We start from the raw sequence: 14,005 nt of genomic DNA on the forward strand, positions 1-14,005 counted from the left end.
AGAAGGCTCGTTCGGTCGGGAAGGAGGTAGGATGGGTTTGAAAGCCAGCGGCCGGTCAGGCGGCGGCACTTCCCTGCACGCCCAGCTCAGCCAGCAGAAGCGCGCGGAAGCGCTGGGGATCGGCGGCGGTCTCCGGCAGATGCTCGGCGGCGATGGCGCCGTCCCGCATCACCAGGATGCGGTCGGCCAGCCGGATCGCCTCCTCCACGTCGTGGGTGACCAGCAGGACGCCCGGCCGGTGGCGGGCCACCAGCTCCTTGACCAGCCCGTGCATGCGGATCCGGGTCAGCGCGTCGAGCGCCGCGAAGGGCTCGTCGAGCAGCAGAAGCTCCGGCTCCTGCACCAGCGCCCTCGCCAGCGCCACGCGCTGGGCCTGACCGCCGGACAGGGTGCGCGGCCAGTCGTCCAGCCGGTTGCCGAGCCCGACCTCGGCCAGCGCCGCCGCCGCGGCCTCGCGCGCACCGTGCTCCGGCAGGCCGAGCGAGACGTTGCGCCACAGGCTGTCCCAGGGCAGCAGGCGCGGCTCCTGGAAGACCACCGCCGGCTTGCCGGGGGCGTCGATGCGCCCGGCCTGGATCGGGTCCAGCCCGGCCAGCGCCCGCAGCAGCGTGGTCTTGCCGCAGCCGCTCTCGCCCAGCAGGGCGACGAATTCGCCGCGTTCGATGCGCAAATCCAGCGCGTCGATCACCACGCGGCGGCCATAGGCCCGGCGCAGGCCGGTGACGGTGACGGCGGGGTCGGCGTTCGGGACGTGAAGAGCGCTCATCGGCCGGCTCCGTAATTGGGATGCCAGGCAAGCAGGCGGCGCTCCAGCAGCCGGGCCAGGCTGTCGGCCAGCACGCCGATCAGGGCGTAGATGACGATGGTCAGCACGATCACGTCGGTGCGCAGGAACTCGCGCGCGTCCATGGCGAGGAAGCCCAGCCCAGCCTGCGCGCCGATGGTCTCCGCCACCACCAGCGCCAGCCATGCCGTCGCCAGCGCATAGCGGACGCCGGTGAGGATGGAGGGCAGGGCACCCGGCAGGACGATCCGGCGGATCAGCAGAGCGGTGGACAGGCCGCGCACCCGGCCCAGTTCCAGCAGCTTGGGGTCGACCTGCCGGATGCCGAGCGTGGTGTTGATGTAGACCGGGAAGGCGACGCCCAGCGAAACCAGGAAGATCTTCTGCCCCTCGCCGACGCCGAACCAGACGATCACCAGCGGCAGCAGCGCCAGGAAGGGAATGGCGCGGATCATCTGCACGCTGCGGTCGATCAGCGCCTCGGCCAGCCGGGAGAAGCCGACCAGCGTGCCGAGCGCGAAGCCGATGCCGCCGCCGATGGCGAAGCCGGCCGCCGCCCGCAGCAGGCTGGTACCGAGGTCGCGCAGCAACGTGCCGTGCAGCCCCAGCTTCCACGCGGTCGCCACCACCTTGCTGGGCGCTGGCAGCACCTGCGGCTCGATCCAGCCGTTGCGGGCCAGCCCCTCCCACACCGCCAGCAGCAGAAGCGGTGCGATCCAGGACAGGGCGACATGGGCTCTCGTTCCGATGCGGTGCTGTCCGTCGGAGATCGGACGGCGCACCCGTTTCGCGGCGGCCGGGGCTTGCGGCGTGGCGGCGCGGCGGACGCCGAAACTGCTGTCGAGGCTGCTCATGCGGGATCTCCACGGCTGGGCAGGACGGCTTGTCGAGGAATGGGAGTGCGATGCGGCGCCGGTCGCGGCGGCGGATGGCATGGTCGGCGATGGCATGGCCGGGCGGCTGGGAAGGCGGCGCGCCGGACAGGCAAGGCAAGGAACCGACCCCAGCCTGATTTAATCTACTAAACCAGTCAACAAATAAAATAAATAATACTATTTGTGCTTGTATATTACTGTCGCCAAGGGCGTCAGCGTCACGCATAGCGTGACGCCGGCCGGTCCAGCCCGAGATGGTCGCGCAGCGTGGCGCCGCAGTACTCGCGCCGGAACAGACCGCGCCGCTGCAATTCGGGCACCACCTGCGTCAGGAAGCCATCGACGCCGCCCGGCAGATAGGGCGGCATCAGGACGAAGCCGTCGGCCGCCTGTTCCGTGACCCACTGTTCCAAAATGTCGGCGACCGTCTTCGGCGATCCGGCGGCGACGGCGAAGGAGAGGCTCTCGACATAGGCGGCGCCGACCTCGGCGACGGTGGCGCCGCGCTCCAGCGCGTCGGCGATCACCCGCTGGAAACGCCCGCGGCTGCCGGTGATGACGTCGCGCAGATCGGGGAAGGGGCCGTCCAGCGGATGGCGCGACAGGTCGTAATTCATGCTGCCGGACATGAAGGTCAGGCCGGCGACCGGGTCGATCAGCGCGCGCAGCTCGGCGCGGATGTCCTCGGCCTCGGTATCGCTGCGCCCGACGATCGGCATGAGGCCTGGCAGCATCTTGACGCTGCCAGGCGGGCGCCCGTTGGCGGCGACCTGGGCCTTGAAGGCGGCATAGGCCCGCTTGGCGCTGTCGAGATCGGGCTGCACCGTGAAGACAAGATCGGCCTGACGGGTGGCGATGTCCTGGAAGGTGCCGGACACGCCGGCCTGGATGACGACGGGATGGCCCTGCGGCGGCCGCTCGACGTTCAACGGACCGCGGACACGGAAATGGCGGCCCTCATGGTCGATGTAATGGACGCGGCGGTCGTCGGCGAAGCGGCCGGACGCCTTGTCCGGCCGGATCGCGTCCTCTTCCCAGCTGTCCCACAGCTTGCGCACCACGTCGATGAACTCGTCGGCGCGCTCATAGCGGCTGGCATGGTCGAGATGGGCGGCGCGTCCGAAATTGCGGGCCTCGCTGTCGCTGACCGAGGTCACGGCGTTCCACGCCGCCCGTCCGCCGCTGAGATGGTCGATCGTCGCGAACATGCGGGCGACATGATAGGGCTCGGCATAGCTGGTCGACACCGTCGCGCCCAGCCCGATCCGGCTGGTGGCGCCGGCCAACGCCGCGATCAGCGTCAGCGGTTCGGGCCGCGCGTTGGGACGACGGGCGACGGTGGCCGCCACCCCGCCGCCATACAGGTCGTCGAGGCCGAGCTTGTCGGCGACGAACAGCATGTCGAGCTTGGCGGCTTCGGCCTTCAGCGCCAGCTCGCGGTAGAAGCCGAGGTCGAACGGGCGCACGGCGCCGGCGTCGGGGTGACGCCAGCCGCCGGCGTGCATCCCGGCCTCGGTGCAGAACAGAGCCAGATGCATCGTGGTCTCATCGGTTTGAAAGGGGTCTGAAAGGGAAGGGCGGCCGCGGGGTCAGCCGGCGCGGGCCGATTGCGCCAGCAGGCCCGCGTCGAGGGCGAAGCTGCGGTCGGCATGGGCCGCCGCGGTGAAGGGCTTCTGGATCACGCCGATGCCGGTGTAGAAATCAGCGGTGGTTTGCAGGTCGGCGACGATGCCGTCATCCACCGCCACCGGGCGGAAGCGCTCCAGGTTGAAGGCGGCGACGGCGACCTCCGGCGTCACCTTCACCAGATCGCCCCAGATGCGGGCATACCGGTCGACATTGTCGAGCGCCCAGATCCGGGCGGCGGCGACGCGGGCGACATAGTCCTGCAACAGCGCGCGCTTCTGCGCGATGGCGACATCGGTGGCGCTGATGAAGGCGTTGTTGTTCAGCAGGCCGCGGCCGTCGACCAGCACCCTGCCGGTGCTGGCCACCACCTCCTGCGCGACATAGAGCGTCCAGATCGCCCAGGCATCCACCGTACCGCTGGAAAAGGCCGATTTCGCTTCGGTCGGTTGCAGGAAGGCCAGCGTGACGTCGTTCACCGACAGGCCGTTCGCCTTCAGGGCGGCGACCACCAGATAATGACCGATCGAGCCGCGCACCGCGGTGATCGTCCGCCCCTTCAGGTCGGCCACCGTCCGGATCGGCGAATCCTTGCGCACCAGCAGGCCGATGCAGCCGGGATCGGAGCGGGCGGCGGAGATGATCCTGGCCGGCAGGCCGTTGGACAGGGCGAAGGCATGGGCGGCGTCACCGGCGAAGCCCGCATCGATGGCGCCGGCGTTCAGCGCCTCCAGCACCGGTGCAGCGGCCGGGAAATCGGCGAACTCCAGCGTGTAGGGAATGTCCTTCAACTGACCGGACGCCTCCAGCAGCGAGCGGATGGTGGACCGCTGGTCGCCGACCTTGAGGCTGGTGCCGGCGGCGTTGGTGGCAGTGGCGGCGAAGGCCGGACGGGACAGCAGCGGGGCCGCCAGGGCGGGAGCCAGCAGTCCGGCGACGGCGGCTATGCCGGCTCCGCACAGCAGGCGGCGGCGCGACAGGGTAGGCGAACGGTGCTCGGTCATCTTTGCAAATCCAGTTCGGGGAAGGCAGCGGCGGAATCAGGACAGGGCCCGGGCGCGGGCGAAAATCTGGTCCATCCGCCAATGTTCGTTGGCATAGCGCGGGTCGCCGGCCCATTCGTCCCAGCCGGAGTCGCGGCGGTAGCGGCCGCGCTGGCCGGAGCGCTCGATCTCTTCGGCGCTCACCGCGGCCGGCGTCTCGCAGTCGGGATCGACATAGAGCGCGTCGGGCTGGCAGTAGAGTTCGCACAGGAAGCAGGTCTGGCAGTCCTGCTGCCGGGCGATGACCGGCGGCCCGCCCCGGACGGCGTCGAAGACGTTGGTCGGGCAGACGCGGACGCAGACCTGGCATCCGGTGCAGCGTTCGGCGATGACGAGGCTGATCATGCGGCACCTGCCTGGGTGGGGACGGGACTGTCGAGAGGCTGCGGCGCGTCCCCGTCGAAGCGGGACCACAGCCGGTCCAGCCCGCCGACGGTCAGGCGCCGGGCCAGAGCCGGGTGGCTGGCCGGGGCATCGACGCGCAGATGCATGCCGCGGCTTTCCGGCCGGACGAGTGCTGCGCGGGTGCACCAGCGGGCGACGGCGGTCAGGGCGGCGCTCTCGCGCGCCTGCACCGTTTCCCCCGCAGTGGCTGCCCCTTCGCCGTCCAGATGGTCGCGCAGGTCGCTCCACACCCCGTCCAGCCGCGACAGCGAGCGGGCCAGCGCTGGGCCGCGGCGGAAGATGGTCTTGTCGTAGGGCAGCATCTCGGCCTGGACGGCGGCGGTGACGGCACGCGGATCGACCGAAGCGGCGTGGCGCGCCGGGCGCAGCCCGGCCTGACCCAGCGGACGGGCGGGAGTGTCGGTGCGCCGGCCATGACAGGCCGCCCGCGCCGCCGCGGCGCGTCCGGCGATCACGCCCGACGACAGCGCCCAGGCGGCCAGGATGGCGCCGCCGCCCGACACCGCCCCCGCCACCGGCTCGCGCGTCGCGGCATCGCCGACGACGAACAGCCCGTCGGCGGCGGTGCCGCAGTCGTCGTCCGCCAGCCGGATGCCGCCGGACCCGCGGATGGTGCCCTCCGGCCGCAGCAGCACGGGAAAGCGGTGGGTGAAAGGATCGCTGCCGCCGCGGTCGAAGGGCAGCATCATGTTGGGCTGCACCCGGCGCAGCCGCTCGCGGATGTCCGCCGGCATGCGGTGCAGGCTGCACAGCACCGGCCCCTCCAGCATGGCACGGGCCAGCGTCCGGGTGGCGTCGCCGGGCGGTACGGCGATCTCCCGTCCCTCGCCGTCGTAATAGGTGGCGAAGGCGAAGGACATCGACCGGGTCATGGTCGAGTGGGCCGGCGCCACCGTGTGGTAGGTGGAGAATTCCATGCCGGAGAAATCCACCCCGGCCTCCGCCGCCATCAAATGGCCGTCGCCGGTGTTGGTGTGGCTGCCGAGAAGCCGCGATTTGAAGGCGCAGCCACCGGTCGCCAGGATCACCGCCCCGGCGCGCACGGTCCAGGCCTCGCCCCGCTGGCGGCGCAGGCCGCGCGCGCCGACGATGGTCCCGCCGGACTCGGCCAGCAGCTCCAGCGCCGGACTCTGGTCGAGGATGCGGACGCCGAGCTTGTGGATCTTGCGGCGCATCGCCCGCAGATATTCCGGCCCGCGCAGGCCGCGGTACTGCACCCTTCCGGTCTCGTCGGTGGAGAAGTCGTAGACATCGGCGATGGTCGGCAGGGTGGTCCAGGTGATGTCGAGGATCCGCTCCATCCAGGCCGGGTCGGCGATGCCGCCGGCAATCGCCGTGCGCTGGCGGATCGCCTCGGCCCGTGCGTCCGCATCGGGGGGCACCCACCAGTGGCCGGGACCCGAGGTGGCGGCGACACCGCTCGCGCCGCAATAGCCCTTGTCGGCCAGCACCACCCTGGCTCCGGCCTGTGCCGCCGCCAGCGCCGCCCAGGTTCCCGACAGGCCGCCGCCGATCACCAGCACATCGGCGGCGATGGGCGGCAGCTCGACGGTCGGCAGCTCTGCGGTCGGCGGAGTGGTCGATACCCGGATGTTCGGCATTTCTGTGAAACTCCGCCGCTTCGATGCATCTGTGTGTTGTTTTTTACAATACCGCGGCAGCACCCCGTCAATTTTGGAATGCTCATGATTTTGTTGAGTTTTTCAAATGGGTCGGATGGCGCCGATCCCAGCGGACTCAGAAATAACATTACATGAATGTATAAATAAAACACAAATCACTATCTTTACAGTAGGAATAAACAGTGATTAAGCTCTGTCCCTACGGTGAATGCGGGGCGCCGCACATGACCCCCAGCGAGGCCCGAACGGGTCCGAACCAGGAGACACCAGGCATGCCGTTCCGTCCGTTGCACGACCGCGTCGTCGTCCGCCGTGTGGCGCAGGAGGAGAAGTCGAAGGGCGGGATCATCATCCCCGACACCGCCAAGGAGAAGCCGCAGGAGGCCGAGGTGATCGCGGTCGGCCCCGGTGTGCGCGACGACCAGGGCCGCATCCACCCGCTCGACGTGAAAATCGGCGACCGTGTGGTCTTCGGCAAATGGTCCGGCACCGAGATCAAGGTGCAGGGCGAGGATCTGCTGGTCATCAAGGAATCCGACATCGTCGGCGTGGTCGAACCCGCCTGAGGCCCCGCCTGAGGCAGACCTGCCCGTTTCCGCTGGAACCCACCCAAAAAAGACTTCGATAAAAAGGACATCGCCATGGCCGCCAAGGACGTCAAATTCTCCGCCGATGCCCGCGACCGCATCCTGCGCGGCGTCGATACCCTCGCCAATGCCGTGAAGGTCACGCTGGGCCCGAAGGGCCGCAACGTCGTGATCGAGAAATCCTTCGGCGCCCCCCGCATCACCAAGGACGGCGTGTCGGTCGCCAAGGAGATCGAACTGGCCGACCGGTTCGAGAATCTCGGCGCCCAGCTGGTGCGCGAGGTGGCGTCGAAGACCGCCGATCTGGCCGGCGACGGCACCACCACCGCCACGGTTCTGGCCCAGGCCATCGTCCGCGAGGGCGCCAAGGCCGTCGCCGCCGGGCTGAACCCGCTGGACCTCAAGCGCGGCATCGACCGCGCCGTCGCAGCGGTGATCGCCGACGTGAAGGCGCGGGCCAAGACCATCTCGACCAACGACGAGGTGGCGCAGGTCGGCACCATCTCCGCCAACGGCGAGCGCGCCATCGGCGCCATCATCGCCGAGGCGGTGTCCAAGGTCGGCAACGACGGCGTCATCACGGTGGAGGAGGCCAAGAGCCTGGAGACCGAGCTGAACGTGGTCGAAGGGCTTCAGTTCGACCGCGGCTATCTCTCGCCCTATTTCGTCACCAACGCCGAGAAGCTGGTCGTCGACTTCGACAACCCGTACATCCTGATCCACGACAAGAAGCTGTCCAGCCTGCAGCCGCTGCTGCCGGTGCTGGAGGCGGTGGTGCAGTCCTCCCGCCCGCTGCTGATCGTCGCCGAGGATGTCGAGGGCGAGGCGCTGGCGACGCTGGTGGTCAACAAGCTGCGCGGCGGGCTGAAGATCGCCGCGGTGAAGGCGCCGGGCTTCGGCGACCGCCGCAAGGCGATCCTGGAGGACATCGCCATCCTCACCAACGGGCAGGTGATCAGCGAGGACATCGGCATCAAGCTGGAGAACGTCTCGCTGGCCGATCTCGGCACCGCCAAGCGGGTGGTGATCGCCAAGGAGGAGACGACGGTGATCGACGGCGCCGGCGGCCGCGAGGCCATCGACGCCCGCATCGCCCAGATCCGCGCCCAGATCGAGGAAACCACCTCGGACTACGACCGCGAGAAGTTGCAGGAGCGGCTGGCCAAGCTGTCGGGCGGCGTCGCTGTGATCCGCGTCGGCGGCTCGACCGAGGTCGAGGTGAAGGAGCGCAAGGACCGCGTCGACGACGCCGTCCACGCCACCCGCGCCGCCATCGCCGAGGGCATCGTGCCCGGCGGCGGCGTCACCCTGCTCTATGCCACCCGCGCCATCGATGCGGTGGTCCCGGTCAACGACGACGAGCGCGTCGGCATCGACATCGTGCGGCGCGCGCTCCAGGCGCCGGTGCGCCAGATCGCCGAGAATGCCGGGGCCGACGGGTCGGTCATCGTCGGCAAGCTGCTGGAGGGGGGCGACACCGCCTTCGGCTACGACGCGCAGACCGGCGAGTTCACCGACCTGCTGAAGGCCGGCATCATCGACCCGGCCAAGGTCGTGCGGATCGCCCTGCAGGACGCGGCGTCGATCGCCGGCCTGCTGATCACCACCGAGGCGCTGATCGTCGAGCGTCCGGAACCGAAGTCCCCGGCTGCACCGGCCGGGGCCGGCGGCGGTTACGATTTCTGATCGCGACCGTCCGGGTGCCGGCGGGCGCTGCGACCAATGTCCTTCCGGCGCAGCACCCCGTCGGTAACCCGTCCTCCCGTGCCTGAAGCCGCCGCCCGTCAGCGGGTCCACGCCCCGGTTCCGGGCGGCGGCCTTTTTTCGAATTCGTGCCGACAGCCTTTTGGAGACGACGCCATGCCCGAGCCCGTGCTTTCCCGACGCTCAGTGCTTTTCCACACCCTGGCTGGAGGCCTGGCGCTCGCCTGCATCGCGATGTCCGGCGGGCCGGCGAAGGCGGCGGAGGCAGCGGGCGAGCCGCTGTGGTTCGGGGTCAGCGGGCCGCTGACCGGTCCCAGCGCGCAGTATGGCGCGCAGTGGAAGAAGGGCTTCGACCTGGCGCTCGACCAGATCAATGCAGCCGGCGGGGTGAAGGGCCGTCCGCTGCGCTACGTGTTCGAGGACAGCCAGAACGATCCGCGCCAGTCCATCGCCATCGCCCAGAAATTCGTCGCCGATCCGAAAATCCTGATCGAGCTGGGCGACTTCTCCAGCCCGGCGTCGATGGCGGCCTCGCCGATCTACCAGCGGGCCGGGCTGGTGCAGTTCGGCTTCACCAACTCGCACCCCGACTTCACCAAGGGCGGCGACTTCATCTGGAGCAATTCCATCAGCCAGGCGGAGGAGCAGCCGAACGTCGCCGACTTCGCCGTCACCTCGCTGAAGCTGAAGCGGCTGGCTGTGCTGCACCTCAACACCGACTGGGGCCGCACCAGCAAGGACATCTTCGTCAAGGCGGCGAAGGAACGGGGGGCGGAGGTCGTCGCCACCGAAGGCTATCTGCCCGACGAGAAGGACTTCCGCTCCACCCTGGTGCGGGTGCGCGAGGCCAACCCCGACGGCATCGTCCTGATCTCCTACTATGCCGACGGGGCGGCCATTGCCCGGCAGCTGAAGCCGGTCGGTCTCAACCAGCCGGTGGTCGCGGTGGGGTCCGTCTATTCGCCGAAGTTTCTCGAACTGGGTGGCGAGGCGGTCAACGGCGTCCACACCCGCGCCAACTTCTTTCCAGCCGAACCTCGTCCGGAGGTGCAGGGCTTCGTCGCCGCCTACCGTGCGAAGTACCAGGAGGAGCCGGACGCTTTTTCCGCTTACGCCTATGACGCGGTGCTGGTGGCGCAGCGGGTGATCGAGGAGGGCGGCACCGACCGCACAGCGATCCGCGACGCCTTCCCGCGCGTCAAGGACATCCCCAGCGTCATCTTCGGCAAGGCGACCTTCGATCCCGAGACGCGCCGCGTGTCCGGCGTGCGCAACGTCAAGCTGGTGGTCAAGGACGGCGCCTTCGCCCTCTGGGACGGCAGCATCCCCGCCGCCACCAACTGATCCGATTTTTTGTAGTTTGAAAGCGATTCCGATGCTCGATCTGTTTCTCCGCTCCACCGCGCTCGTCGCCGGCACCCTGTCGCTGCTGACCTCGCTCGGCGTCGTCCAGCCGGCCTTCTCGCAGCCCGCCGATCCGGCGAAGGAACCGGTTGTGCTCGGCGTCAGCGGGCCGTTGACCGGCCAGTATGCGCAGTATGGCGCGCAGTGGCAGCGCGGCTTCGATCTGGCGCTGGAGCAGGTGAATGCCGGCGGCGGCATCCAGGGTCGTCCGCTGCGCGTCCAGTTCGAGGACAGCCAGAGCGATCCCAAGCAGACCGTCGCCATCGCCCGCAAATTCGTCGCCGACAGCCGCATCGTCGCCGAGTTGGGCGATTTCACCAGTGCGGCATCGATGGCGGCCTCGCCGATCTACCAGAATGGCGGGCTGGTGCAGTTCGGCTTCACCAACTCGCACCCGGATTTCACCAGGGGTGGCGATTTCGTCTGGAGCAACGCGCTCAATCAGGCGGAGGAGATGCCGGTCCTGGCCGATTACGCGGTGTCGGCGCTGGGGCTGAAGCGCGTCGCCCTGCTGTTCATCAACAATGACTGGGGCCGCACCAGCAAGGATTTGTTCGCCAAGGCGGCCAAGGAGCGCAGGGCGGACGTGGTCGGTGCCGAGGGCTATCTGGCCGACGAGAAGGATTTCCGCTCCGCCCTGGTGCGGGTGCGCGACACGAAGCCGGATGGCATCGTGCTGGTGTCCTACTATGCCGACGGCGCCCAGATCACCCGCCAGCTGCGCGAGGCCGGATTGACCCAGCCGGTGGTCGCCGCCGGGTCGGTCTATTCGCCGAAGTTCCTGGAGCTTGGCGGCTCGGCGGTCGAAGGCGTCCATACCACCACCCCCTTCTTCCCCGGCGACCCACGGCCGGAGGTCCAGACTTTCGTCAAGGCCTACACCGGCAAATACGGTGTCGAGCCGGATGCCTATTCCAGCCGCGCCTACGACGCGCTTCTGCTGTTGGCGACCGTGATCCGGCAGAGCGGCACCGACCGCACCGCCGTCCGCGACGGGCTCGCCACCGTCAAGGATGCGCCGAGCGTCGTCTATGGCACCGTCCGCTTCGATCCGCAGACCCGCCGCGTCGACAAGCCGCTGAGCACGCGGCTCGTCGTGAGGAACGGCGGCTTCGCCCTGTGGGAGCAGGCGGGGCGGGAGCCGGCTGCGGCCAAGGCCGCGAACTGACGCCGGGAAAGGACCGACCATCGTGCTTCCCACCACTCTCGGCCCGTGGCTCGACTACACCATCAACGGGCTGGTCATCGGCAACATCTATGCGCTGCTGGCCGTCGGTCTGGCGCTGATCTTCGGCGTTTCGCACCTGATCAACTTCGCCCATGGCTCGGTCTACATGGTCGGCGCCTATATCGGCTGGCTGTGCGTGACGAAGCTCGCCCTGCCGCTGCCGGTGACCTTCGTCACGGTGGCCGCCGGCTGCGGGCTGCTGGGGGCGGTCATCGAGCGGGTGGGCCTGCGCCCGCTGCGCAACGCCCCGCGCATCGCCCCGCTGCTCGCCACCATCGGCCTGTCGGTGGTGCTCGACCAGTCGGCGCAGCTGCTGTTCAGCCCCGACCCGCGCGCGCTGCCGACCCAGCTGCCGACATGGCGCATCGCCATCGGCGGCGGCAGCATCGGCGCGCTCGACCTCCTGATCGCCGGGGTCGGCATCGGCAGCGCGGGGTTGCTCTACGGCTTCCTGCGCTTCACCAAGCTGGGCTGGGCGGTGCGGGCGACGGCGCTCGACCGCGACGCGGCGCAGCAGTGCGGCGTCGACGTCGACAAGGTGAACCGCACGGTGTTCGCCATCGCCTCGGCGCTGGGCGGGGTCAGCGGCCTGCTGGTCGGCATGTATTACAACACCATCGACCCCAACATGGGTTTCCAGGCCGGGTTGAAGGGCATCGTCGCCCAGCTGATCGGCGGCGTCGGCAACGTGCCGGGCGCCATCGCCGGCAGCCTGCTTCTGGGCCTGATCGAGAGCTACGGCATCGCCCTGTTCGGCACCAGCTACCGCAACCTGTTCGCCTTCGTGGCATTGATCCTGATCCTGGTGCTGCGGCCCAACGGCCTGTTCGCTCGGGCCCGCCGCCTGCCGCCGGAGCCGCTGACCGGCACCTTCATCGCCCCCAGCCGGCCGCTGGTCCTGCCGAAATGGGCGGTGTGGGCGCTGGCCGCCGCCGCACTCGCCCTGCCGCTGGTCGTGCAGCAGCCCTATCTGTTGCAGACGCTGGGCAATGCCTGGCTCTACGCCCTGCTGGCGCTCAGCCTGACTCTGGTCGCCGGCACGGTCGGGCAGGTGTCGCTCGGCCATGCCGGGCTGCTCGCCATCGGCGCCTATGCCTCATCGCTGCTGGCGCTCGATGCCGGGGTGCCGGTGCTGCTGGCGGTGCCGCTGGCCGGGCTGGTGGCGGCGGCGCTGGGCACCGCGCTGGTCTATCCCGCCTTCCGGCTGCGCGGCCATTACGTCTCCATCGCCACGCTGGCGGTGGGCGAGATCGTGACGCTGGTCATCCTCAACTGGGAAAGCCTGACCCGCGGCCCGATCGGCGTCACCGGCATCCCGCCGCTGTCGGTGGCGGGCAAGCCGCTGGTCAGCGGGCAATGGGTCTATTGGGTGCCGCTTGTCGTCCTGCTGGCCTTCGCCGCCCTGCAATCCCGCCTGCTGAACTCGCATCTCGGCCGCACGCTGCGGGCGATCCGCGAGGACGACGTGGCGGCGCGCTCCTACGGCGTCGACCTCAACCGCTACAAGGGGCTGGCCTTCGCGGTGGCGGGATTCATCGCCGGGGTGGGCGGCGCGCTGATGGCGCATTTCTACTCCTACATCAACCACGAGACCTTCCCGGCGCCGGTGTCGATGCTGGCGCTGACCATGGTCATCCTCGGCGGGCTCGGCAATGTCGCCGGGGCCGTGCTGGGGGCGGCGGTGCTGGTCGGGCTGCCGGAGCTGTTCCGCGCGGCGGCCGAATACCGCATGCTGATCTACGGCGTCGTCCTGCTGCTGCTGATCCGCTTCCGCCCGCAGGGCCTTCTGGGAACGGTGTGAGGACGCCATGGCGGACCAATTGAAGAACTCCCTGCCGAAGAAACCCCTGCTCGAGATCGCCGGCCTGACCCGCCACTTCGGCGGGCTGACCGCGGTCAACGGCCTGTCGCTGACGGTGGGGCAGGGCGAGCTGGTCAGCGTCATCGGCCCGAACGGCGCCGGCAAGACCACCCTGTTCAACCTGATCTCCGGGCTCGACGCGCCGGATGCGGGGTCCGTCACCTTCGAAGGCCGCGACGTCACCGGCCTCTCCGCCGAGCGGCTGGCCGCCCTCGGGCTGGCCCGCAGCTTCCAGCATGGCCGGGTGTTCGGCAATCTCAGCGTGCTCGACAATGTGCTGGTCGGCGCCCACACCCGGCTGCGGGCGGTGAAGCCGCGGATTCCGCTGGTGGGGCCGCTGGTCGAACTGGCGCTGGCGCTGATCCGACCGCCGTCGGTCCGGGCGGAGGAGGAACGGCTGCGTGCCGAGGCGAAGGAGATCGTCCGGATGTTCGGCGAGCGGCTGACCCCGCGCCTCGACAAGCCGGCGCACAGCCTGTCCTACGCCAACCGCCGCCGGGTGGAGATCGCCCGCGCGCTGGCCCTGCATCCCCGCCTGCTGCTGCTGGACGAGCCGACCGCCGGCATGAACCCGACCGAGACGGCGGAGATGCTGGAGATCATCCGCGGCCTGAAGGCGCGCGGCCTGACCATCCTGCTGATCGAGCACAAGCTGGATCTGGTGATGCAGCTGTCCGACCGGGTGGTGGTGATGGACCATGGTGCCCGCATCGCCGAGGGGCTGCCGGCTGCGGTCGCCAGCGATCCGGCGGTGATCGAGGCCTATCTCGGCCATAAGGCGGTGGGCGCCGCGAACCAGGATACGGGCCAGGACACGGGCCAGGACGGGGACGCCGCCGTCCCGGTCCGGATCGCGCATTGAGGGG

The 14,005-nt window shown here is 69.5% G+C and carries 13 protein-coding genes; 7 read left to right on the top strand and 6 right to left on the bottom strand.

The window, feature by feature from the left end:
- Positions 1-55: 55 nt before the first annotated feature.
- Both GBZ48_RS07655 and GBZ48_RS07660 read right to left on the bottom strand, forming a co-directional pair.
- Entirely contained in the window at positions 56-766 is a 711-nt protein-coding gene (locus tag GBZ48_RS07655) for an ABC transporter ATP-binding protein (RefSeq protein WP_174470478.1), read from the bottom strand.
- Positions 763-1,638: an ABC transporter permease subunit gene (locus tag GBZ48_RS07660; RefSeq protein WP_174470479.1), complete on the bottom strand. Its 876-nt coding sequence runs from the start codon at positions 1,636-1,638 to the stop codon at positions 763-765. Before GBZ48_RS07660 ends, GBZ48_RS07655 begins: the two co-directional genes overlap by 4 nt.
- Between GBZ48_RS07660 and GBZ48_RS07665 the strand changes: the two genes are divergently transcribed.
- Positions 1,637-1,801, top strand: coding sequence for a hypothetical protein (locus GBZ48_RS07665; protein ID WP_174470480.1), 165 nt, complete (start codon positions 1,637-1,639; stop codon positions 1,799-1,801). The genes GBZ48_RS07660 and GBZ48_RS07665 overlap by 2 nt on opposite strands.
- A gap of 76 nt (positions 1,802-1,877) precedes the next feature.
- Here the strand turns inward: GBZ48_RS07665 and GBZ48_RS07670 are convergent, their stop codons facing one another.
- The 4 genes from GBZ48_RS07670 to GBZ48_RS07685 are packed head-to-tail and all read right to left on the bottom strand — an operon-like array spanning position 1,878 to position 6,334.
- Complete coding sequence (locus GBZ48_RS07670) at positions 1,878-3,197, bottom strand: LLM class flavin-dependent oxidoreductase (protein ID WP_174470481.1); 1,320 nt, start codon at positions 3,195-3,197, stop codon at positions 1,878-1,880.
- Between the two features lie 51 nt (positions 3,198-3,248).
- A complete protein-coding gene (locus tag GBZ48_RS07675) occupies positions 3,249-4,289 on the bottom strand; it encodes an ABC transporter substrate-binding protein (protein WP_174470482.1) in 1,041 nt (346 codons plus the stop codon).
- 36 nt (positions 4,290-4,325) lie between these two features.
- Entirely contained in the window at positions 4,326-4,673 is a 348-nt protein-coding gene (locus tag GBZ48_RS07680; protein WP_174470483.1) for a 4Fe-4S dicluster domain-containing protein, read from the bottom strand.
- Positions 4,670-6,334, bottom strand: coding sequence for an FAD-dependent oxidoreductase (locus tag GBZ48_RS07685; protein ID WP_174470484.1), 1,665 nt, complete (start codon positions 6,332-6,334; stop codon positions 4,670-4,672). Before GBZ48_RS07685 ends, GBZ48_RS07680 begins: the two co-directional genes overlap by 4 nt.
- A gap of 293 nt (positions 6,335-6,627) precedes the next feature.
- Between GBZ48_RS07685 and GBZ48_RS07690 the strand changes: the two genes are divergently transcribed.
- From GBZ48_RS07690 to GBZ48_RS07715, 6 genes are all read left to right on the top strand, one after another.
- Positions 6,628-6,921, top strand: coding sequence for a co-chaperone GroES (locus tag GBZ48_RS07690; protein ID WP_085557408.1), 294 nt, complete (start codon positions 6,628-6,630; stop codon positions 6,919-6,921).
- 75 nt (positions 6,922-6,996) lie between these two features.
- A complete protein-coding gene (gene groL / locus GBZ48_RS07695) occupies positions 6,997-8,628 on the top strand; it encodes a chaperonin GroEL (protein ID WP_174470485.1) in 1,632 nt (543 codons plus the stop codon).
- Positions 8,629-8,802: 174 nt separating this feature from the next.
- The gene (locus GBZ48_RS07700) at positions 8,803-9,990 is read left to right on the top strand and encodes an ABC transporter substrate-binding protein (protein ID WP_174470486.1); all 1,188 of its coding nucleotides are present in this window, start codon (positions 8,803-8,805) and stop codon (positions 9,988-9,990) included.
- A 31-nt stretch (positions 9,991-10,021) separates the two neighbouring features.
- Positions 10,022-11,218: an ABC transporter substrate-binding protein gene (locus GBZ48_RS07705; protein ID WP_174470487.1), complete on the top strand. Its 1,197-nt coding sequence runs from the start codon at positions 10,022-10,024 to the stop codon at positions 11,216-11,218.
- 22 nt (positions 11,219-11,240) lie between these two features.
- Complete coding sequence (locus GBZ48_RS07710) at positions 11,241-13,079, top strand: ABC transporter permease subunit (protein WP_174470488.1); 1,839 nt, start codon at positions 11,241-11,243, stop codon at positions 13,077-13,079.
- A 7-nt stretch (positions 13,080-13,086) separates the two neighbouring features.
- Entirely contained in the window at positions 13,087-14,001 is a 915-nt protein-coding gene (locus tag GBZ48_RS07715; RefSeq protein WP_174470489.1) for an ABC transporter ATP-binding protein, read from the top strand.
- Positions 14,002-14,005: the final 4 nt, after the last annotated feature.

Origin of the sequence: Azospirillum melinis (assembly GCF_013340935.1) — a bacterium.
In the GTDB taxonomy this organism is placed as follows: Bacteria; Pseudomonadota; Alphaproteobacteria; order Azospirillales; family Azospirillaceae; genus Azospirillum; species Azospirillum melinis.